Annotated in this window: 17 protein-coding genes, 1 tRNA gene and 1 other RNA gene; 13 read left to right on the plus strand and 6 right to left on the minus strand. The window is 61.2% G+C overall.

Features of this window, described 5'->3' with window-relative positions; all coding sequences use genetic code 11:
- Positions 1–28: 28 nt before the first annotated feature.
- From A0W34_RS01965 to A0W34_RS01980, 3 genes are all read right to left on the minus strand, one after another.
- Entirely contained in the window at positions 29–847 is an 819-nt protein-coding gene (locus tag A0W34_RS01965; protein WP_081557239.1) for a pentapeptide repeat-containing protein, read from the minus strand.
- Between the two features lie 354 nt (positions 848–1,201).
- Complete coding sequence (locus tag A0W34_RS01975) at positions 1,202–2,329, minus strand: Fic family protein (RefSeq protein ID WP_232329969.1); 1,128 nt, start codon at positions 2,327–2,329, stop codon at positions 1,202–1,204.
- A gap of 496 nt (positions 2,330–2,825) precedes the next feature.
- Positions 2,826–2,913, minus strand: a tRNA-Ser gene (locus A0W34_RS01980).
- A gap of 136 nt (positions 2,914–3,049) precedes the next feature.
- Here A0W34_RS01980 and ffs point away from each other — a divergent pair.
- The 4 genes from ffs (at position 3,050) to A0W34_RS02000 (ending at position 6,537) form a co-directional block, all read left to right on the plus strand.
- Positions 3,050–3,149, plus strand: an RNA gene (gene ffs / locus A0W34_RS01985) — signal recognition particle sRNA small type.
- Positions 3,150–3,190: 41 nt separating this feature from the next.
- Positions 3,191–4,483, plus strand: a complete 1,293-nt coding sequence (locus A0W34_RS01990; protein ID WP_003943985.1) for an aminotransferase class I/II-fold pyridoxal phosphate-dependent enzyme — start codon at positions 3,191–3,193, stop codon at positions 4,481–4,483.
- Positions 4,484–4,581: 98 nt separating this feature from the next.
- Complete coding sequence (locus A0W34_RS01995; protein WP_058227079.1) at positions 4,582–5,937, plus strand: glycosyltransferase 87 family protein; 1,356 nt, start codon at positions 4,582–4,584, stop codon at positions 5,935–5,937.
- Between the two features lie 18 nt (positions 5,938–5,955).
- Complete coding sequence (locus A0W34_RS02000) at positions 5,956–6,537, plus strand: HhH-GPD-type base excision DNA repair protein (RefSeq protein ID WP_003943868.1); 582 nt, start codon at positions 5,956–5,958, stop codon at positions 6,535–6,537.
- A 7-nt stretch (positions 6,538–6,544) separates the two neighbouring features.
- On the opposite strand, the gene A0W34_RS02005 is transcribed toward A0W34_RS02000, so the two are convergent.
- Complete coding sequence (locus A0W34_RS02005; RefSeq protein WP_007731572.1) at positions 6,545–7,453, minus strand: LysR family transcriptional regulator; 909 nt, start codon at positions 7,451–7,453, stop codon at positions 6,545–6,547.
- Positions 7,454–7,554: 101 nt separating this feature from the next.
- On the opposite strand from A0W34_RS02005, the gene A0W34_RS02010 reads away from it, so the two are divergent.
- A complete protein-coding gene (locus A0W34_RS02010) occupies positions 7,555–8,601 on the plus strand; it encodes a YeiH family protein (RefSeq protein WP_081557240.1) in 1,047 nt (348 codons plus the stop codon).
- On the opposite strand, the gene A0W34_RS02015 is transcribed toward A0W34_RS02010, so the two are convergent.
- The gene (locus A0W34_RS02015) at positions 8,594–9,598 is read right to left on the minus strand and encodes an AraC family transcriptional regulator (RefSeq protein ID WP_007731570.1); all 1,005 of its coding nucleotides are present in this window, start codon (positions 9,596–9,598) and stop codon (positions 8,594–8,596) included. The two genes, A0W34_RS02010 and A0W34_RS02015, sit on opposite strands and share 8 nt — an antisense overlap.
- A gap of 200 nt (positions 9,599–9,798) precedes the next feature.
- Here A0W34_RS02015 and A0W34_RS02020 point away from each other — a divergent pair, with 200 nt between their 5' ends.
- From A0W34_RS02020 to A0W34_RS02050, 7 genes are all read left to right on the plus strand, one after another.
- Positions 9,799–10,773, plus strand: a complete 975-nt coding sequence (locus A0W34_RS02020) for a quinone oxidoreductase family protein (RefSeq protein ID WP_054780790.1) — start codon at positions 9,799–9,801, stop codon at positions 10,771–10,773.
- Positions 10,774–10,803: 30 nt separating this feature from the next.
- Complete coding sequence (locus tag A0W34_RS02025) at positions 10,804–11,703, plus strand: TauD/TfdA dioxygenase family protein (RefSeq protein WP_081557241.1); 900 nt, start codon at positions 10,804–10,806, stop codon at positions 11,701–11,703.
- A 52-nt stretch (positions 11,704–11,755) separates the two neighbouring features.
- Positions 11,756–12,808 (plus strand): 3-keto-5-aminohexanoate cleavage protein, encoded by a 1,053-nt coding sequence (locus A0W34_RS02030; protein WP_050656457.1) that lies wholly within the window; start codon positions 11,756–11,758, stop codon positions 12,806–12,808.
- Between the two features lie 97 nt (positions 12,809–12,905).
- Positions 12,906–14,267: an MFS transporter gene (locus tag A0W34_RS02035; protein WP_081557242.1), complete on the plus strand. Its 1,362-nt coding sequence runs from the start codon at positions 12,906–12,908 to the stop codon at positions 14,265–14,267.
- A complete protein-coding gene (locus tag A0W34_RS02040; RefSeq protein ID WP_081557243.1) occupies positions 14,267–14,890 on the plus strand; it encodes an RBBP9/YdeN family alpha/beta hydrolase in 624 nt (207 codons plus the stop codon). Before A0W34_RS02035 ends, A0W34_RS02040 begins: the two co-directional genes overlap by 1 nt.
- Complete coding sequence (locus A0W34_RS02045; protein WP_081557244.1) at positions 14,883–16,472, plus strand: long-chain-fatty-acid--CoA ligase; 1,590 nt, start codon at positions 14,883–14,885, stop codon at positions 16,470–16,472. Before A0W34_RS02040 ends, A0W34_RS02045 begins: the two co-directional genes overlap by 8 nt.
- Positions 16,473–16,480: 8 nt before the next feature.
- Positions 16,481–16,852 carry a carboxymuconolactone decarboxylase family protein gene (locus A0W34_RS02050; RefSeq protein WP_020905896.1) on the plus strand — a complete coding sequence of 124 codons (372 nt, stop codon included), beginning with the start codon at positions 16,481–16,483 and terminating at the stop codon, positions 16,850–16,852.
- A 6-nt stretch (positions 16,853–16,858) separates the two neighbouring features.
- Here the strand turns inward: A0W34_RS02050 and A0W34_RS02055 are convergent, their stop codons facing one another.
- Complete coding sequence (locus A0W34_RS02055) at positions 16,859–18,172, minus strand: ammonium transporter (RefSeq protein ID WP_003943791.1); 1,314 nt, start codon at positions 18,170–18,172, stop codon at positions 16,859–16,861.
- Positions 18,173–18,334: 162 nt separating this feature from the next.
- Here A0W34_RS02055 and A0W34_RS02060 point away from each other — a divergent pair, with 162 nt between their 5' ends.
- On the plus strand, positions 18,335–20,548 hold the full coding sequence (locus tag A0W34_RS02060; RefSeq protein WP_058038219.1) for a DNA polymerase III subunit gamma and tau: 2,214 nt from the start codon (positions 18,335–18,337) through the stop codon (positions 20,546–20,548).
- The last annotated feature ends 656 nt before the right edge of the window (positions 20,549–21,204 follow it).

Here is a 21,204-nt window from a genome sequence, read left to right on the forward strand (position 1 = left end):
CAACAGTCGACGGAGTTGACAGTCGGGTTCAGGCCCAGTGGCTGGGGCGGGTCAGTGAATCGGGCAGCGTGGTAGCCGAATCGCCGATCGCCGCGTTGATCTGGAACTGCGTGAGAAAGATACTGCCGCGGAGTTTTGCGCCGCGAATGTCGGTGCCGCGCAAGTCTGCACCGATCAGATCGGCTCGATCGAGTTCGCAGTCGCGGAGGTCTGCACCGATCAGGTAACTCCCGCGAAAGTTGGCCCCACGTAGATCGGAACCACGAAATTTGGCGCCGATGAGGTCTGCGCCGCGGTGGTCGAGTTTTCGACCCTTCTTGGTTGAGATCGGTGAGCGCACAAGGTTACTCGTCTGCAAGAGCAGTGTGTTGACTGCCGCTCGGTGTGCTGAGACGTCGACGGTTTGAATCTGCGAAGGTGTGCCGTTGGTCAGGCTTTCCGTCTCTGCGAGTGCAGCGTCGAGTTCCTTTCGTATCGAGTGGGTTTGCTTCAGCGAGCGGGCTTCGGCGAGATACCAGAGCAGTTCGTGCAACTGGCGTATGACAGGGAAGGTTTCGAACATGTCTGACGCGGTCTCCGGGGCATCACGCCAGCTGACGCCGTCGTAGGTCTGCTGTGAAACCTTCTGTCCCGCACCGAAACAGTCGTAGACGGTGCAACCGGTGAAGCCCTTCTTTCGCAATCCGGTGTGAATGCCGCAACGGAAATCCTGCTGCAGGTTCTTGCAGGGGGCGCCGGCATTCTTGTTGGTCGCGAAGTCGGAGGACTTGGAAAAGGGGAGTGCGACGCAGCACAGACCGAAGCAACTGCTGCAATCTGCGAGCAGATTGGTCTGGCCGGCAATCACGCGTACTCCCGATGGTTGGGTTGGACGGAAAGTCTGTCCTCGGGTTTGTGAGTCTGTCAAACGAAATTGCGTGGTTCGGCAGCAAGAAGTCCAGCGGCTCCGAGGTCGTATCCCGCGCAATTGCGGGGTACCAATCCGGCAGACGTGATTCTGGACCACGCTCGTGAAGTAGGTCGAAAATCGGGTGGACGGCCCAGCTCGCTGCAACCAATCGTCGTGCGGTACCCGGCGGCAGAACCAGTGCGCCGACGAAGACCACAAATGTTGCGGCCACTGCACTCCATTCGCGAGTGGGAATGGAAACGTCGATCGTGCGCCCAATCGCCACCTAGCCCATCTGCGACCTGGCGAAAATCACGCCCCATCCAGATCGAGGAGCGATACCCCCCGTGCCGTGAGCCGGAAGCGCAGCGGTCTCTTCGTAACCGTCTCAATGATCCCGGCATCGTCCAGGCGCTGAAGTCGCGGGCGGGCGAACTGGCTGGATCGACCCACCACCTCGACCAGGGTGTTCAACTTGATGGCGCGGTTCGCCTCGAAGCAGTGGGCCTGACCCAGGGTGAACAGGACTGCGCCGATGTGGTTGCTATCAACCGGCGGCGTCGACTCGCGATCGAGTCCCAAGTTCAGCGGAAATTCCTCATCCTCCACCAGAACGCGGATACGCGCCTCGAGTGTGTCGATCTTATGCCGCCTCTCGGAGAGGTCGAGCAGCAGTCGATGTTGCGCCTCGGCGATGATCTCCAGCATATCGATCAGGTAGGGCGTCAGATCTCCGCGGTTCAATGGATTCTCCGCGTCAGAGAATGCTTTGTAGTAACGATCCTTGTTGTCGGCGACGGTCGCCGACAATGCCAGGCTCGCATACGGAGCCAACACCTGTCGAAGGTCCAGCGCGAGAAGGTAGCGTCCGGTTCGGCCGTTGCCGTCGTAGAACGGGTGCGTGTACTCGAAGATGAAGTGCGCGACCACTGCCCTGATCAGTCGTGGAATCGAGTCGTCGCCCCCCTGGCTCAGCATGAGGGTCAGCGCGTCGTCGATCGCTGACTCGGGTACCACACCGGTGTGCACGACCTTGATTCCTGACGTGATCGATACTGGCCCTTGCCGGAACCGCTTCCCATCGGGGGCGTCCTCGTCGCGAATCTCGCCCCGAGTTACCGCGTCGTAGACATCTCGGATGTCGTCGAGCGTCTGCGGACTCTCGGCCTGGTCGTTGCCGATATTGAGATAGAGCCGCGCCATCTCGGCGAACCGCTTGTTCGCGAGGGGTTGCTCCGCCCACACCATCTCGATTGCCTCGCTGATCTCCTTCCGGGTTGAGCGGACCTGTTCGATCTCGTTCGTTGCCTGGATCTCGTCGATCACCATGCGATGCAGGTAGTGGGTGCGCGCGAGGGCCGGCAGCCCGTTCCACTCAGCCCGGATCTTCGGCTCGAAGCTCATGATCCGTTCGATCAGCGCTGCGACTTCGGGTGTCATCAGTGCGAACGTCGAGTGTTCGCCGATCAGTAGGTCCCAGTGGACGGCGGCGGGAGAATCGCGTCGCGCTCGCTCCTCAGCATCGGCACCAGCACGATCTCGTTGGTGAAAGATCGATTTCAACGTCCTGTACGCCATCTGGTCTCTCCCTGTATCCACGCTATATTGCCGCCTTGCTTTCCATGCCTATCTTATCCAGAATGGGATCTGGATAAATAAGACTTGCGGCGCGGGTGTCATTTCATGACCAACGCGGGCTGCAGGAGCAGATGTGGCCATAGCTTCCCGAATCGGGTTCGGGCCATCGGCGGGCCACTCGAAATCACGCAGCAGCATTCCGATTCGGCGCGCTGCGGGATCGAAACCACCACGAGTCGGCAGACCGTCTGAGCTCGCAGAACATCGAGCTGAACCGAGACCCTGTTGCATTACTCGTTGCATGAGGACAGAAAAGAACCCCTGTGAACCGCTTCTCAGCAGTTCACAGGGGTTCCTTTGGCGGAGGATAGGGGATTTGAACCCCTGAGGGCGTTAACCCAACCCGCGTTCCAGGCGAGCGCCATAGGCCACTAGGCGAATCCTCCGTGGAGCAGCATACCCAATTGCGGGCGCGAAGCGTTAAACGGGTACCTGACCTGCGAAGAACCGGTGGAACTCGAGGTTTGCATCTCGGCCCCGGTAGGTGGTGTGCAGCGGCCGGAGAAAGCCGTCTACACTGTTCATTGGATCCCGCGCGGCGCGCATCCTGTGAACTCCCCCAGGGCCGGAAGGCAGCAAGGGTCAACGGGCTCTGCCGGGTGCGCGGGGTCCTCTATTTTTTCACATACCCGACCCCGCCTCGTCGGTGAAAGGCCGCTCCGGATGCCTATCCAAACCCAGATCGGGTTGATGAGCCATGAAGAACTCACCTCCGAGCATGAGAGCCAGAGCGCGAAGTACACGCAGCTCCAGGCGCAGAAGCTCGCACTCGATCTGACCCGCGGTAAGCCTTCCCCGGAACAACTCGACCTTTCCGCAGAGCTGCTGACGCTGCCCGGCGACGGTGATTTCCGTGACGGAAGCGGCACCGACTGCCGTAACTACGGCGGACTCACCGGTCTGCCGGAACTGCGCGCCATCTTCGGCGAGCTGCTGGGTATCCCCGTTGCGAACCTTCTCGCCGGAAACAACGCGAGCCTCGAGATCATGCACGACAACGTCGTGTTCTCACTGCTTCATGGCACACCGGATTCGGCCCGGCCGTGGGCACAGGAAGAGAAGATCAAGTTTCTCTGCCCGGCACCGGGCTACGACCGCCACTTCGCGATCACCGAGTCCCTCGGCATCGAGATGATCGCGGTGCCGATGAACCACGACGGCCCGGATGTCGTCAAGATCGCCGAACTTGTTGCGTCAGATCCGCAGATCAAGGGCATGTGGGCGGTTCCGGTTTACGCGAACCCCACCGGTGCCGTGTACTCCGAAGAAATTGTCCGTACGCTCGCGTCGATGCCGACGGCCGCGCCCGACTTCCGCCTGTACTGGGACAACGCGTACGCCGTACATCCGCTTGTCGGCGAGACTGCGCCTTCCTACGACATTCTCTCGATGGCAGCGGAGGCCGGACACCCCAACCGTCCGCTCGTGTTCGCGTCGACGTCCAAGATCACTTTCGCCGGCGCTGGTGTGAGCTTCTTCGGTAGCTCGGCGGAAAACCTTGCCTGGTACCAGAAGTTCCTGGGCAAGAAGAGCATCGGACCGGACAAGGTCAATCAGCTTCGCCACCTGCGTTTCTTCGGCAATGCCGACGGCGTTCGTGCGCACATGGAGAAGCATCGCGCGTTCCTCGCGCCCAAGTTCGAGCTCGTACTGCGGATCCTCGAGGATCGTCTCGGTGCATCGAAGGTCGCGTCTTGGACCGAGCCGAAGGGCGGATACTTCATCAGCCTCGACGTGGTCGACGGCACGGCCAAGCGGGTCATCGAACTGGCGAAGAACGCGGGTATCGCGCTCACCGCTGCCGGGTCGGCTTTCCCGTACAGCACGGATCCGGATGACCGGAACATCCGGTTGGCCCCGAGCTTCCCGTCCAAGGCTGAACTCGAAGTTGCCATGGACGGCGTGGCTACGTGTGTTCTGCTCGCAGCTACCGAATCGCGTCTCTCCGAGATCTGAGTTCTCGAAGCGGCGTGCCCGGTCGGTACTTTTCGGTCTTGTCTTGTACCGTTCGGAGCATCAATTCCCGACATAGGGTGTAAATCCCGGAGGTTGTAGTGACGGGCGCGATCAACGCTTCGGATGGGCCTTCTTTCGAGGCGCACACCGCGAAATCAGAGTCGGTCATCGAAGCTGACATACCGCGACGCACCCTCCGTGTCGGTGTTCTCGGATTCTCTGTACTCGGTGTTCTGGCAGTCGCGTCCGTGCTGATGGTTCTTTTCGCCGTGCCGATGAATACGCGGTACTGGGGGATCTTCGAAAATTTCCTCGATCTCGACGTCTACCGCCACGGCGGCAGCGTTGTGGTTCAGGGCCTTCCGTTGTACGACGGGCCAGTCCTGGACGGAATGATGTTCACGTACACCCCGTTTGCGGCTTTGCTGTTCACGGTGTGGGCGGTGCTCTCGTTCAAACAGGCGATTGTTGTGTGGACGGGTTTGAACATCGCTGCGTTGTTCGCAGTGATCTTGTTGTGCTGGAAGTACCTCGGTTATCGGCTCGACGTGAAGGCGTACGCCGTGAGTGCGTTGGCGACGACGATCTTTCTGTTCATGGAACCGATACGTACGACGCTCTGGCTCGGGCAGATCAACATCTTCCTGCTGCTCTTGATCGTGTGGGACCTCGGTCGGGACGAGAAGAGTCGGCTCCGAGGAATCGGGGCAGGCATCGCCGCCGGCGTGAAGCTCACTCCGGCCTTCTTCTGGGCGTACCTTTTCATCACTCGTCAATGGCGTGCGTTGGTGACGGCCGTCGTGACGTTCGCTGCGACCGTTGCGATCGGCTTCGTCGTGATCTACAACGATGCGTACAAGTACTGGACCGGCACTCTTGTCGACAGCGAACGCGTCGGACCGACGGATGCTCCGAGCAACCAGTCCGTGTCCGGTCTGATCGCTCAGCTCACTCACACTCCGACGCCGTCGCGGGTCCTGGTCCTAGTCTTCAGTGCGCTAGCGGTATGCCTCGGACTCGGTGCCGCGTGGATTGCTCACCGCCACGGCCAGAAATTGCTCGGCCTCACCATGACGGGGTTGACTGCGACCACTGTCTCGCCGTTCTCGTGGGGCCATCACTGGGTGTGGTTCGTCCCGCTGGTCGTCCTCGCCGCGCACTACGCGATGGTGTCGAAGAAGCGCTGGGCGTGGGTGGCGCCGTTCGTTTTCCTGCTCCCGGTCTTGAACTGGTCTCACACCTGGTGGGACCCGTCGGTCATTCCGGGTACGGATCGCTTCATCGGAATGGGCTTGTTCATGTTCGTGCCGCCCGAGTATCTGCGGATTCCGACCGTCGGCGTCTACCTCTGGGTCTTCACGCTTGCCGCGGTCTCGACGTTGGTTCTGTTCGGCTGGAAGAAGTGGAAGATTCCGGCCCCGGATGCGTCGGCGCCGGTCACAACTGCCGTCTGACGTGGCAGTATCGGACTCATGGCACTTCAACTGAACCTTGTCGGTGACCCCGAAGCTGATGCTCTCCTCGCCGAGGACCCGTTGGCGTTGTTGATCGGAATGCTTCTCGATCAACAGGTTCCGATGGAAACGGCCTTCCTCGGTCCGAAGAAGCTGGCGGATCGGCTCAGCGGTATCGACGTCAGGCGTATCGCCGACATGGACACCGACGAGTTCATCGCCGTCTGTGCCGAGCCTCCGGCTGTGCACCGATTCCCCAAGTCGATGGGTGAGCGTATCCAGCTCATGTGCCAGTTCATCGTCGAGAACTACGACGGCGACACCGCGGCGATCTGGACTTCGGGAAATCCCGACGGCAAGGAAGTGCTGAAGCGGCTCAAAGCCCTACCCGGTTACGGGGATCAGAAAGCCCGGATCTTCCTGGCGTTGCTCGGAAAACAGATCGGCGTCGAGCCGAAAGGTTGGCGCCAAGCGGCCGGCGACTACGGGCTCGAAGGTTCGAGGCGCTCGATTGCAGACGTGGTCGACGAACAGTCTTTGCTCGAGGTCCGCGAGTTCAAGAAGGCCGCAAAGGCAGCAGCGAAGGCCGACAAGAAGTAAGCCGCTTTCAGGACTTCCGGGACCCGCTGGCACGCACTACTTTCATCAGGTCGCCTGCGGGGCCCTCGAGCTGACGCGGCGGGCGCCACACTGCACGCAGGGATCGGTCGAGTTCCAAGCCTTCGACGGCTACGACCCGAAGTTCTCCCTGCTTCACCTGGTCCTCGACGGCCAGCGTGCTCAGTACCGCCGGGCCGACGCCACCGAGCACGCTGGTTCGAATCGCGGCCGAACTACCCAGTTCCAACAACGGTGCACCGCGCTCGTATTCGTGTAACGCCAGGTCGAGAGTCGTTCTGGTTCCCGATCCGGGCTCGCGCACCAGCAGCGGCGTCGCTGCCAGTTCGGCGACGGTCAGCGGCTTTCGTCGACGCGCCCATGGATGATCCGGATGAACGACCACGACCAGCGAGTCACGCGCGACGGTGACGCTGGACAGGCTCTTCGGAACGGTCGGTGACTCGACGAATCCGAGGTCGCACATTCCCACCTCGACAGCCTCGAGGACGCGGGTCGAGTTGTAGACCTGAAGGTGGACGGTGACACCAGGATGTAGTGACCGAAAGATACCGAGCCAGGCCGGAATCAGATGTTCGGCGACGGTCATGCTGGCACACACGGTCAATTCCGCGGATCGTTCGGTCCGCATCCCTTCGGCGACGTCGAGAAGCTGCCTCGAGTTGGCGAGGACGCGGCGCGCCCAGTGGACGATTACGGTCCCCTGCGGAGTCAAAGCCGCCCCCGTCGACCTTCGGTGTATGAGTGGCATCCCGAGCTGCCGCTCGAGTGCTTTGACGGCGCGGCTGGCATTCGGCTGCGCAATGTTTGCTGAACGGCTTGCCGCACTGAGACTTCCGTGATCATCGATGCCGATGAGTAGCTCGAGAGTGGTGAGGTCGGGCCACCGTCTGGTCATGCAAACAGGCTATACCGAACTTCACGTTCATATCGATTTGATATGCCGTGATGGTAGAAATCGCCCTACCGGAGCGATGGTGGCTCAAGGACGCTGGATGAGTGAACCGTGATGTGAAGTCCGTGGCCGAGAAACCCGCAGTCGCCCCTTCGTCAGAAGTACGACGGTGGTCCAGTGTGGCTGCATTGGTGCCCGGAGTTGCGTTGTGCGCCTTGGGGGCCACGGTCGCGCTGATAGCCGGTCGGTTCACCTCCGCCGTGAGTCCGTTGCTGATTGCGATCGTGGCGGGTGCGGTGTTGGCGAATACCGTCTCTTTGCCGGCGAAATTCCAACCTGGCCTGGCATTCTCGGCGAAACGGCTACTTCGGGTGGGTATCGCTCTGCTCGGGCTGCAATTGATGTTCTCCGACATCGTCGGTTTGGGCTGGGGAGTGATCGCCGTTGTGGTTGCGATTGTGTTCCTCGGTATCGCCGGGACCATGTATGCCGGAAAACTTCTCGGATTGGGTTGGTCGCAGAGAATTCTGATTGCCTGCGGCTTCTCGATCTGTGGCGCTGCCGCCGTGGCTGCTGCGGACGGTGTGGTGAATGCGCGAGAGGAAGAGTTGCTCACCGCTGTTGCGTTGGTGGTGATCTTCGGAACTCTGATGATTCCGACAATCCCACTGTTGGCCAACGCTTTCGGTATGAACGAGGTCGGTGCAGGCATGTGGGCCGGTGGGTCGATCCACGAAGTGGCGCAAGTGGTGGCTGCCGGCAGCGCTCTCGGCGCCACCGCGTTGGGTGTCGCGACCGTGGTGAAACTTGCGCGCGTGTTGATGTTGGCGCCGGTCATGGCGTTTCTGAGTATCCGGCAACGCAGGATGGTCGACAGCACTGCCGCCAAGCGTCCCCCGCTGATTCCGTTGTTCGTCGTGGCATTCATCTGCTGCATGGGCTTGCGCTCCACGGGCATCTTGCCGGATGAGCTTCTGGGGCTGGCGAAGACGGTGCAGACGGCGCTGTTGGCGGCCGCGATGTTCGCACTCGGGCTGGGGGTGCGGTTGAGCGTCATTCGTGGAGTTGGCGCCCGGCCATTCGTGCTGGCCGCGATTTCCACTGTGTGGGTGGCAACGATCGCCTACGTCGGAGTCGTGCTGGTCAGCTGATCGAGCGCTGAGTCCGCCACGCGCTCGGGCTCATCGAGAACTGAGTGCGAAACCAGCGCGAGAAACTACCCTGCGTCGAAAACCCGAGGTGCACAGCCACTTCGGTCAACGAATAGCGAGGGTTGGAGACAAATCGTTCCGCGAGGGAGCTTCGAACCGAATTGAGAACGGCCGTGAACGTATCTCCGGATTCGGCGAGATGACGGTGCAGTGTCCGCCGGTCGAATCCGAGACTGCGTGCCACCTGCTCGACAGAGCAGCGGCCGGTCGGAAGCAGAACTTCGATCAATTCCTTGGTGCGGCTGAGGGTATCGGAGGTTTCCGAGGCGGGAAGCGAGTCGAGGAACTGGCGAGCGTACGGCCGGAGTAACTCGTCGGAAAGTTGGTTAGCCGCATCCAGGTCGGCGGCGAAGAAAACGATACCGGTGAACTCGTGATCGAATTCCACCGTCTCGCCGAGGATTCGCCGATGCGTGCTCGTGTCTTTCGGGGCATTGTGCGTGAATCCCACGCTGACCGGTTGCCATCGAGAACCTAGGAAACTCCGCAGGATCTGCAGTGTCGCGCCGACTGCGAGTTCGACGCTCTGTCTGGTGTCGACCGGTTCGCCGACCTCGAGCGAGATTCGCAGGGTGGCGAGTCCGTTGACCTCGTTCAATCGAATGCGTAATGACTCGTTGTACGTGTGCTCGTATCGCATCAACACGTCGAGTGCGCTCCTGACGTCTGGTTCTTCCCTGATGACCAAGCTGAGGGGACCGAGATTGGACAGTCGACGCAGGCCGGCGAGTAGAAGCCCGAAGTCTTCGTGTCCGGACTCCGCTGCCGATCGCTCCAGGAGCGATGCGATGGAGGCGGCCGGTACCCATTGGTCGGGGTTCGCCAGGCTTGCCGGGCTCAGGCCGACACTCCTCATGAGGGCCACAGCGTCCACGTCCACTGTTCGGCACAGGTCGACGTATCGGTTCAGTGACGCGTAGCGGGCGAGTGGCTTCATGGGGCCCCCTTTACTCGATGTCCCGAAATGTTGTGTTGTGTGTCTCGTCAAGTTAAGCATGTGAGCCGGATCTCACATAGTTTTGTTCACATCAGTTCGGCACGACCAGGAAGCCGAGCACCGACTTCTGGAAGTTGTTGCGTACGAATACAGCTCGACCGTAATCGAGTCGAGCCCGCCCACAGAATTGGAGAGCATTGATGGCAAACGCCATTCGGTTCCACGAGATCGGCACACCGTCCGTCATGCGTTGGGAAGAGATCGAGGTAGGACGACCAGGCGCCGGAGAGGTTCGGGTTCGTCATGAAGCGGTGGGGTTGAACTTCGCCGACACCTACTTTCGAAGTGGCCTCTATCCTGCGCAATTGCCTGCCGGGATGGGCGTCGAGGGCGCCGGTGTGGTCGAAGAGATCGGCGAGGGAGTAGTCGATTTTGCAGTGGGGGACCGTGTGACCTACACCGGCAGTCCGCTGGGTGCGTACGCCACCGAGCGGATCATGGCGTCGTCCGACCTGATCGCGCTACCCGACGGCATCGCCTTCGACACCGCGGCCGCCATGACCATGCGAGGACTGACTGCCGCCTACCTTCTGCGTCGCATCTACCCGTTGAAAGCGGGAGACACCGTGTTGCTACATGCTGCGGCGGGCGGGGTTGGACTGATCTTCACCCAGTGGGCAAAACTGTTGGGAATCAAAGTGATCGGAACGGTGTCGAGCGACGAGAAGGCGAGCGTTGCCCGAGCTCACGGTTGCGATGAAGTCGTCATCTACACCCGCGAGGACGTCGTCGCGCGTGTCAAGGAGATCACCGGGGGCGTCGGCGTGCCGGTTGTGTACGACAGCATCGGGCAGTCCACCTTCGACATCTCACTCGATTGCCTTGCCAGGCGCGGGCTGCTGGTGTGCTTCGGAACGGCGTCCGGACCGACTCCGCCGATTCAGGCAATGCAGTTGGCAGTCAAGGGATCTCTCTTCGTCACCCGTCCGGCACTTGCTGACTACATCGCAGATCCCGCAGAACGTGCCGAATTGGCGGGCGAACTGTTCTCACACGTCGAGTCCGGGCGAATCAAGATCGAGATCAACCAGCGATATCCCCTCGAAGATGCGGTGCGCGCGCACCACGACATGGAGTCCGGTCGCAGTATCGGTTCCTCCGTCTTCTCCGTCTGAACCGAAACAGCACTTCCCAGAGGAATTGTCATGACCAATACTGCAACGCTGACAGAAAACCTGCTCCCGTCGACCAGCACGATCCACGTCGAGAAATTGACCTGTTCGATCGGGGCAGAGTTGTCCGGGGTGGATCTCGGAGAGGTCGCGCGAGACGATGCACTCTTCGCCGAAATCAAGGCATTGTTACTCGAGCACAAGGTCCTGTTTTTTCGCGACCAGAACTTCTCCAAAGCCGAGCACGTAGAACTTGCCCAGCGATTCGGTGAACTGGAGGATCATCCAGCTCTGGGCAGTGATCCCGACCATCCGGGCCTGGTCCGCATCTACAAAGACCTGGACAGCCCGCCGGAGCACTTCGAGAATGCGTATCACTGCGACGCCACCTGGCGCGTCAACCCGCCCATGGGATGTGTATTGCGTTGTGTGGAAACACCTCCTGTCGGCGGCGACACGATTTGGGTGAACATGGCACTCGCCTACGAGAATCTGCCGGCGCGGGTCAAGGAGCAGATCAAGGATCTGCGTGCCAGGCACAGTATCGAGTCGACCTTCGGCGCTCGGATGCCGATCGAACGGCGGCACCAGCTGAAGGAACGCTTTCCCGACGCCGAACATCCCGTGGTACGAACACATCCGGAGACCGGCGAGAAGATTCTCTTCGTCAATTCGTTCGCCACACACCTCGTGAACTATCACACGCCCGAGAACGTCCGCTATGGAATCGATTACGCCCCCGGCGCCGGGAATCTGCTCACTTACCTGGCGAGCCAGGCTCAGATTCCCGAGTACCAGGTTCGGTGGCGTTGGACCGAAAACAGCGTCGCGATCTGGGACAACCGTTCGACACAGCATTACGCGGTGCAGGACTACTGGCCCGCGGTTCGAAAGATGGAGCGCGCCGGAATCATCGGCGACGCACCGTTCTGATCTCTCTTCCCAGCCCCGAAGATAAATTCATTCACTCGATCGGAGTCACGCTATGCATTTCCACGACGATTCACTGTTCCCCGAAACCCAGGACAAGCTTGTCATCACCGTTGCTCCCTACGGACCGGAGTGGGAGCCGGACGATTTTGCAGAAGACCTCCCTCTGTCGATGGACGAGCACGTCCAGCAAGCCGTCGACTGTTTCAACGCCGGTGCCACAGTTCTCCACATCCACGTGCGTGAACTCGACGGCAAGGGCTCGAAGCGTCTGTCGAAGTTCAACGAGCTTCTCGGTCGCTTGCGTGAGGCCGTTCCCGAGATGATTCTGCAGGTCGGCGGGTCGATTTCGTTTGCCCCGGAGGGGGAAGGTGCCGATGCGAAGTGGTTGTCCGACGACGTGCGTCACATGCTGGCGGAATTGGAGCCGGCTCCCGATCAGGTGACGATCGCGATCAATACCAGCCAGATGAACATCATGGAACTGATGACCGACGACGACATCGCGGGTACGTCGATGCAGCGTCCGGAATTGGCCGATACGTATCGGGAAATGACTGTGCCCGCCGGTCCGGAGTGGGTGGCAGAGCACCTGCGCCGGTTGCAGGCCGCCGGAATCCAGCCGCATTTCCAGTTGTCCAGTATTCCGCAGCTCGAAACGGTGGAGCGGTTGATCCGACGCGGCATCTACACGGGTCCGGTCAACCTCACGTGGGTCGCAATCGGCGGCGGCTTCGACGGCCCCAACCCGTACAACATGATGAACTTCGTCCAGCGTGTTCCCGACGGTGCGTGCCTGACGCTGGAAACGCTGATGCGTAGCGTCCTGCCGGTGAACACGATGGCCATCGCGATGGGCTTGCACGCTCGTTGCGGCAACGAGGACACCATCTGGGGCCGCAAGGGCGAGAAGATGACGTCGGTGCAGCAGATCGAGCAGTTGGTGCGCATTGCAGGCGAATTGGGCCGCGAGGTGGCTACCGCGAAGGAAGCTCGGGACATCTACCGGATCGGTGAGGCATATGCCGACACCGACGAGACGTTGGCGAAGCTGGGTTACGCGCCCAACCGCCGGATCGGCCAGCTGGGATTCACGCAGCACGCCTGAGTTCGCACCCTCTCGTACAACAGTTCCGGGGGTACGAACCGCGACGGTTCGTACCCCCGAATCCCCCCGTCTACCTCGAGTACTTCCTAGGAGAGTCATGGGACTGCAAGCTCCCGCCACGCCACGTGTGGACACCGCGCTCGGAACCGGCGGACGACGAAAGTTATACCCGTGGATCGTTTTCGCCCTGGCTTTCGGTCTTCTGCTCTCGGACTACATGTCGAGGCAGGTGCTCAGTGCAGTCTTCCCGATCCTGAAAGCGGACTGGGATCTCTCCGATTCGCACCTCGCCTCCCTGAGCAGCGTGGTGGCATTGATGGTCGGGCTGTTGACGTTCCCGTTGTCGCTGCTCGCGGACCGCTGGGGCCGCGTCAAGAGCTTGATCTTGATGGCGGTGTTGTGGAGTGTCGCGACGTTGCTGTGCGCAATCGCTCAGACCTACGAACAGATGTTGGGCGCCCGGTTCCTGGTCGGTGTCGGTGAAGCGGCGTACGGCAGCGTGGGTATCGCCGTGGTCCTCAGTGTGTTTGCGCCCCGCGTGCACGCAGCTCTTGCCGGTGCCTTCATGGCCGGTGGATCGTTCGGTTCGGTCATCGGTGTGGCAATCGGTGGGTTCATCGCAGTCCAGTTCAGTTGGCGGTGGTCTTTTGCCGCCATGGCAATCTTCGGTCTGATTCTGGTCGCGCTCTTCCGTGCCCTCGTCACCGAGAAGAAGCTCACCGCTTACGCCGTCGAGGCCGCGCCGGATGCCGCCGGGGAAGCGGTGAGACACGACGGTTTTCGTGCGCCGGTGTCCTCGCTGTTCACCAATCCCGCCGTGTTGTTCGCCTACATCGGTGGTGGTCTCCAGATGTTCACCGCCGCTGTACTTCTGGCGTGGTTGCCGAGCTTCTTCAATCGTTACTACGATTTGGCCCCGGACAAGGCCGGCGTCACGGCTTCCGTGTTCGTCCTCCTGGTCGGAAGCGGGATGGTGGTCTGCGGTTTCATCACAGATAGATTCAGCCGCGACGATTCGGCGCGAAAATGGACCACCGCCATTGTCTACTGCGCCATCTCGTTGGTGACGCTGAGCATCGGGCTCCGGTTGGGCACGGGGACAGCACAACTCGTGTTGCTCGGTATCGGTGCATTCTTCTCCGCCGGTTCGTCGGGGCCGACGGCAGCGATGGTCGCGAACCTTACCCATCACTCGATTCGAGCGTCGGCCATGGGAACGCTCACCGTCGCCAACAACCTTCTCGGGCTGGCGCTCGGTCCCTTCGTTGTCGGCATCCTCGCCGATCACCTGGGTCTTCTCGGCGCTCTACAGCTTTCGCCCTTCGTCTATGTCGTCGCGGCCCTCGCGTTGGTAGCCGGCAAGCGTGCCTATCCCGCCGGGATGAGGCGGTTGGCGACGTTGCAGAATCGGCCCGAGATACCCGGCGCCACTGAAGTAGCAGAAGTTCGGAGTTCCTGATGGATGAATCAACTACGGTAGTAATGGTTCCCGGTCTGCGGGATCATGTCGAAGATCATTGGCAGACTCACCTCGCGCGCAGGCTCGACAACGTTCTGACGGTTCCTCCCCTCGAGACCGACAAGCTCAGCCGCGATGCGCGGGTTGCGGCATTGAACGAGGTGCTGACAAGTGTCTGCGGGCCGGTGGTCCTGGTCGGGCACAGCGCCGGAGTCATGACAGTTGCTCACTGGGCGAGGGCGCATCATCGAGAGGTTGCGGGCGCACTTCTGGTCACGCCGGCGGATCTCGAACTTCCGCTGCCCGAGTCTTATCCGTCTCTCGAAGATCTCGACCGACACGGGTGGCTACCGATACCGCGTCAGCGTCTGCCTTTTCCGAGCACGGTCGCGGCGAGTCGGAACGATCCGCTCGCCGGGTATCGCCGAGTTGTGGGTTTGGCTGAAGGATGGGGGAGTCGGTTGCTGGATCTGGGTGAGGTCGGACACCTCAATCCGGCGTCCGGATACGGGTATTGGCCGCGGGCGGAGTCGTTGGTGCGGGAACTGCTCGAGTCGGTGTCGCGCGCTGCCTCGTCTCATGCCACGGATTCCGATGCGCAGGAGGAACACAGTCGTGCTTGATCTTGCTGCTCTGCTGGAAGACTCGGCCCGGCGGTACCCGGAACGGGATGCGCTGGTTCTCGGGGAAGCGAGGCTGACGTATGCGCAGTTCGACGCCTACGCGAATCGCATCGCCCATCTGCTCGTCTCGCGGGGTGTCGAGCCAGGTGACAAGGTGGCGTTGTCCTGCCCGAACGTTCTCGAGTTCCCGATCGTCTACTACGGCATTCTCAAGGCCGGCGGCGTCGTCGTTCCTCTGAACATTCTGCTCAAAGGGCGCGAAATCGCCTATCACCTGGCTGATTCGGAAGCAAAGCTGTACTTCTGTGTCGAGGGAAGTCCCGAATTGCCGATCGCTGAGTACGCCATCGCCGGGTTCGAGCAGAGCGAGACCTGTTCGGCCCTGATCGTGATCAGCGCCGAGTCGGGTGCACCGTCGTCGATCCTCGGAGTCGAGACTCTAGGCGAAGCATTGGCATCCGTGTCCGGCACGGAAACGCCTGCAGTCGCGGTTGTTCGTGAACCGACGGACACCGCGGTCATTCTCTACACCAGCGGCACGACCGGAAAGCCCAAGGGTGCCGAACTCACTCACTGCAACATGGTCTTGAATGCACTGTCGACCAACCGGTTGTTCGAGAGCGTTCCGTCCATGCATGAGCGTTATCTCCTGACTTTGCCGTTGTTCCACTCGTTCGGCCAGACAGTGACCATGAATGCGGGAATCTGCGTCGGTGCCACTTTGGTGTTGATGCCGCGCTTCGATGCGACCGCGGCACTCGAGATCATGGAACGCGAAAAGATCTCGGTCTTCGCGGGCGTCCCGACCATGTATTGGGGACTGCTCGGCGTGCTGGAGGAGGTAGTGAAATCCGGGGTGGATATCGAGACCGTTGCACAGAACATGCGGTGCGCGATCTCCGGTGGTGCAGCGCTTCCCGTCGAAATCTTGACACAGTTCAGGGAACGCTTCGGTGTTCAGATCCTCGAAGGGTACGGGTTGTCCGAGACCTCTCCGCTGGCCTTGTTCAGTGACCCGGAGAGCGACCCCCGGCCCGGTTCGATCGGCGTGCCGATCTGGGGCGTCGAAGCGCGGCTTGTCGACGACTCTTGGCACACGATCACCGGCCCCGATGAAGTGGGTGAGTTGGCCATTCGCGGGCACAACGTCATGAAGGGCTATTTCAACCGACCCGAGGCGACGGCGGAAGTCATGCGCGACGGATGGTTTCGCACCGGGGATTTGGCACGGGTCGATACCGACGGAAATTACTACATCGTCGATCGCGCGAAGGACATGATCGTGCGGGGCGGATTCAACGTCTACCCACGCGAAATCGAAGAGGTTCTGCTCACTCACCCAGCCGTCTCACTCGTCGCCGTCGTCGGGGTGCCGGATTCGAGCCTCGGCGAAGAAGTTGTCGCGTTCGTGATCCGAGAGCCGAGTGAAGAGATCTCCGAATCGGATCTCGTGGAATGGACGCGGGAACAGATGGCCGCCTACAAATATCCGCGTCGCATCGAGTTCGTGCCGTCGCTGCCGATGACGGCAACCGGAAAGATTCTCAAACGTGAACTGAATCAAGCATTTTCGATGGTCTGAGGAGATCGATGACTGACGTTCGAGCAAGTGAAGCTTTTCCCGTGACCCAGGCCATGAAGGATTCGGGTGGCTGGAATCCGTTGTGGGACGGACTTTCGGAGCTGGATCCCGAGTGGACCGAGCTGTACATGAAGACAGCGATGCAGCCCTGGAACAGCGGGGTGCTGTCACCTCAGGTGATCCAGTTGCTGTGCATAGCCGTCGATGCGGCGAGCACACACATGTACGCACCCGGCGTACGACGCCATATTCGCGCCGCGCTCGACATGGGAGTGACCCCGAAGGAGATTCTCGAGGTGCTGAAACTGACCACCGTCGTCGGGATTCATTCCTGCAATGTCGGCGTTCCGATCCTGATGGAGGAAATCGCGAACCGGTGAGGGCGGTCAGTCCCGCTCGCGGTTCTCCCGTTCCTCCCGCTGACGCTGGAGGAACGGGCTCGGGTTCTGTCCGCCGATCGGACCGTGGCCGAGGACTCCGTGCTCGTAGGCCGACTCCGCGTGCAGGGCAACGTCGATTCCGCGGGCCTCGTCTTCACGCGAAATGCGGAAGCCGAAGGTCTTGTCGATGAGCTTTCCGAGACCGTAGGTCACACCGAAGGCATAGAGCGCGACCACGACGACGCCGACGAACTGCTTGCCCAACTGTGCGAATCCACCGCCGAAGAACAGACCTTCCGGACCGCCCGTCATCACGGCCGTCGCGAGGAGTCCGATCAGCAACGAGCCGACGATTCCACCGACGAGGTGCACGCCGACGACGTCGAGGGAGTCGTCGTAGCCGAGCTTGTGCTTCCATCCCACGGCGTACGAGCAGACGATGCCGGCGATCAGACCGATGACGAGCGCACCGAACATGTTCACCGTTCCGCACGACGGGGTGATCGCGACCAGACCGGCGACGACGCCCGAAGCTGCGCCGAACGTCGTGGGGTGTCCGTCACGATTCTGCTCGACGAACAGCCAGCCGAGTAGTCCGGTGCAACCGGCGACGAGTGTGTTGAGGAAGATCTGCGAGGCCATACCGTCGGCCGCAAGGGCCGAGCCGGCGTTGAATCCGAACCAACCGAACCAGAGCAGGCCTACGCCGAGCAGGACGAACGGCAGATTGTGCGGACGCATCGACTCGGCCTTGAAACCCATCCGCTGGCCGAGGACCAGTGCCAATGCCAGACCCGACGCTCCGGACACGATTTCGACCACGAGGCCACCGGCGTAGTCGAGTGCGCCCATCTGTGCGAGCCATCCCTGCGGATTCCACACCCAGTGAGCGACGGGGACATAGACGAGCAAGGACCAGATGGGGACGAAGATCATCCAGGCGGAGAACTTCGCGCGGTCGGCGATCGCACCACTGATGAGCGCTGCAGTAAGGATTGCGAACGTCAATTGGAAGGTTGCGAACAACACTTCCGGGACATTCCCGTGCACCGTCGACGGGTCGATGCCCGCCATGCCGATGTGCTCGAGTCCGCCGATGATGCCACCGTGATCGTCGCCGAACACGAGGCTGTAGCCCACGAACAACCACGCAACCGTGACGAGTGCGATCGAGACGAAACTCATCATGATCATGTTGAGTACGCCCGTCGAGCGGACCATGCCGCCGTAGAACAGTGCGAGTCCTGGCGTCATCAGAAGTACGAGTGCAGTACTGACGAGCAACCAGGCAGTTGCTCCGGCATCGATGGTGGCGGGCACAGTTTTCTCCTCACGCACGCGGACCAGCCCGCGTGCACGGAACCCACGATGGGTGCGTGCGGTTTCCTCCGCACTGCGATTGTGTTGCGAACATGTTTCGGGAGAAGTCGGCGTTGCACCCGCACCGGACCACCTGTCGTGGGTCGCCGGTAGTCTTTGCGCGTGGCCCTGTACCGGAAGTATCGACCCGCGTCCTTCGCCGAGGTGGTGGGGCAGGAGCATGTCACCGCACCGCTCAGCACGGCCCTCGACACCGGACGCATCAACCATGCCTACCTGTTTTCCGGCCCGCGCGGCTGCGGAAAGACGTCGTCGGCGCGAATCCTGGCGCGTTCGCTGAACTGTGAGCAGGGACCGACGTCGACGCCGTGCGACGTGTGCGACTCGTGCGTTTCGCTGGGCCCGGGCGGCACAGGCAACCTGGATGTGACGGAACTCGACGCCGCAAGTCACGGTGGCGTCGACGACACCCGAGAACTCCGAGACAAGGCGTTCCACGCACCCGCTGCTTCTCGCTACCGCGTCTTCATCATCGACGAGGCACACATGGTGACGGCGGCGGGTTTCAATGCGCTGCTCAAGATCGTCGAAGAGCCGCCGGAACACCTCATCTTCATCTTTGCGACGACGGAACCGGAAAAGGTTCTCCCGACCATCCGTTCGCGTACACACCATTACCCGTTCCGCCTGTTGGCGCCGTCGACCATGCGCGGACTCCTGGAAAAGATCTGCGCCCAGGAGGGCGTACCGGTCGAGCCTGCGGTGTATCCACTGGTCATCAAGGCCGGCGGCGGTTCCCCTCGTGACTCGTTGAGTGTCCTCGATCAGCTGCTCGCGGGCGCAGGAGAAGAAGGTGTCACGTATCCGCGCGCGCTCTCTCTTCTCGGAGTCACCGACGTCGCGCTCATCGACGAAGCAGTAGACGCCCTGTCTGCCAGTGACGGGGCCGCGTTGTTCGGCACTGTCGATCGCGTGATGGACGCCGGTCACGATCCACGCCGATTCGCGCTCGATCTTCTCGAGCGCCTGCGTGATCTCATCTTGATGCAGGCTGTTTCCGACGCCAGCGAACGAGGATTGGTCGACGCTCCGGAAGCGGAGCTGGTCACGATGCGTGAGCAGATTCAACGAGTCGGCCCGGCCACGCTCACCCGCTTCGCCGAGACTGTCCATGCCGGACTCAGCGAAATGCGTGGTGCGACGGCGCCGCGGCTGCTGCTCGAAGTGATGTGCGCGCGAATGCTGCTGCCGTCGGCCTCCGACACCGAGTCAGCTGTATTGCAGCGGCTGGAGCGCCTGGAACAAGGTATTCCGGCTGCCGGAGTCGCGGCTGCCCCTCGCGCGGCAGCAACGCCGGCACCCACCGTGCCGCCGCTCGAACCGGAGATTGCTTCCAAGTTCCAACGGCCCTCTCAACGCAAGGCCGAGCCTGAGGTGCGGCCGGAACCAGCCGCGCCTGCTCCAGCTGCGGCGCCGCCGGTTGTGGAGGCTCCTGTCGTCGAACCTCCGGTAGCGGCAGTTCCCGTCGTCGAGACTCCCACTGTCGAGATCGTGGAACCGCCGGTTGCCGAAGCTCCGGTGGTTGAAGCTCCGGTTGCCGAAGCTCCAATAGTTGAAGCTCCTGTGGTTGAACCACCGGTTACTGCTTCTGTCGAGGCGGAAGAGCTGATCGGGCTTGCCGAGCCGGAACCCGACTACGAGCCCGAGCCCGAGTTCGACGAGCCGGCGGTTGCCGAAGCGGCGCCGGTCTCGGCAGGCCCCACAGTCGAGACTCTCCGTGAATCGTGGAACACCTTGCGCAACAAGGTCGGTGAACGAAACAAGGTTCTTCCGGCCATGCTGTCCGCTGCGACGGTTCACGACGTGCGTGGACATGTCGTTGTCATCGCTCACGGCTCACCGGTTCTGGGTGCTCGTGTGACGCAACCGCACAACGCGGCGGTCATTTGCGAGGTCCTTGCCGAAATGTTCGGTGGCACTTGGCAGGTCGAGTATCAAGAAGGTGCGCCTACAGCGCCGACAGTATCGAGCGCAACCAAGGCGACGGAAGCTCCGAGCCGCCCTGCCGCTGCGCCCCGCTTCTCGCGGCCCAGTCAGGAGCGCGCAGCGCAGCAGCCCAAGGCCCCGCAGCCCCAGCGCGGAGATTCGGACGACATTCCGCCGCCCGAGGCCCCCGACTATCCGGAAGACCCTGGACCGGCCCCTGCTCCTGAGGTCGACTACGAGGCAACTCCTCCGCCTGCAACGCCGGAGGACGAGGACGAGATGTTTGCGGAGGCGGCTGAGCCCGCTGATCCGACTGCCAGACGTGATCCCGAGGATGTTGCAAAGGAACTCCTCAAGGACGTCCTCGGAGCTCGCCGCCTCGAAAGCTGAGTTGCCGAGTCGGTCCGTGTGCGTGAAACAGCTGTCGGAATCCAGCTGCACCACTGTGTGATCGAATTGTTATAAGTGCCGTTCTCTTTGTGTGCGCGCGTCTCGAAAGCGCGCCGGCTCGGCCTCGCAAAGCTGAATTGTATGTGGCTGGTTTGCTGGCACATTCGTTCGCTCAGTTCCGGTGTAACGAAACGTCGATTCGGACGATGGTCGCCGAAGAATATCTGGAATTTCTCGTTGTCTGATGGGCATTCGAGTGCTGCTGTTAAATTTCGGTGTGTCACGAATGTTCAGATTGATAGTTGTCGGATGTTTGATTTGCGGGGATCGACCAATTTGGGACATTCGGCGAATTGGCCACATATTCGGCATTGCGGCATTTCGGTGCATATTCAACTGAATATTTGCCGATCGCGAGAAAATGGCGGCCGTGAAACCGGGATCCGGTACGGATGTTCAAGCAGGAGCATGACCGGTTACGAAGCAAATAGGTAACTCCGAGTTACAGCTAACTCTCGATTGCTGTCAAATTGCTGAAACACGTTCATTGCGCCGAACAACCTTTGTTATTTGTTTATGCCTTGAGGTGAATCTGCGTTTTACACACCGATGAGGGCGTGGTTAGTCTTCGGTCGATTGAGTCTCCCGTGGATGCG

It is taken from the genome of Rhodococcus sp. BH4 (genome assembly GCF_002079265.1).
Lineage (GTDB): Bacteria > Actinomycetota > Actinomycetes > Mycobacteriales > Mycobacteriaceae > Rhodococcus_F > Rhodococcus_F qingshengii.

What these genes read in the sequence shown, in the direction of transcription:
- A0W34_RS02020 (WP_054780790.1), top strand. Translation starts at nt 9,799, where the DNA reads ATGGCAAACGCCATTCGGTTCCACGAGATCGGCACACCGTCCGTCATG.
- A0W34_RS02040 (WP_081557243.1), top strand. Translation starts at nt 14,267, where the DNA reads ATGGATGAATCAACTACGGTAGTAATGGTTCCCGGTCTGCGGGATCAT.
- A0W34_RS02030 (WP_050656457.1), top strand. Translation starts at nt 11,756, where the DNA reads ATGCATTTCCACGACGATTCACTGTTCCCCGAAACCCAGGACAAGCTT.
- A0W34_RS02035 (WP_081557242.1), top strand. Translation starts at nt 12,906, where the DNA reads ATGGGACTGCAAGCTCCCGCCACGCCACGTGTGGACACCGCGCTCGGA.
- A0W34_RS02005 (WP_007731572.1), bottom strand. Translation starts at nt 7,453, where the DNA reads ATGACCAGACGGTGGCCCGACCTCACCACTCTCGAGCTACTCATCGGC.
- A0W34_RS02050 (WP_020905896.1), top strand. Translation starts at nt 16,481, where the DNA reads ATGACTGACGTTCGAGCAAGTGAAGCTTTTCCCGTGACCCAGGCCATG.
- A0W34_RS02015 (WP_007731570.1), bottom strand. Translation starts at nt 9,598, where the DNA reads ATGAAGCCACTCGCCCGCTACGCGTCACTGAACCGATACGTCGACCTG.
- A0W34_RS02025 (WP_081557241.1), top strand. Translation starts at nt 10,804, where the DNA reads ATGACCAATACTGCAACGCTGACAGAAAACCTGCTCCCGTCGACCAGC.
- A0W34_RS01990 (WP_003943985.1), top strand. Translation starts at nt 3,191, where the DNA reads ATGCCTATCCAAACCCAGATCGGGTTGATGAGCCATGAAGAACTCACC.
- A0W34_RS02000 (WP_003943868.1), top strand. Translation starts at nt 5,956, where the DNA reads ATGGCACTTCAACTGAACCTTGTCGGTGACCCCGAAGCTGATGCTCTC.
- A0W34_RS01975 (WP_232329969.1), bottom strand. Translation starts at nt 2,329, where the DNA reads ATGACACCCGAAGTCGCAGCGCTGATCGAACGGATCATGAGCTTCGAG.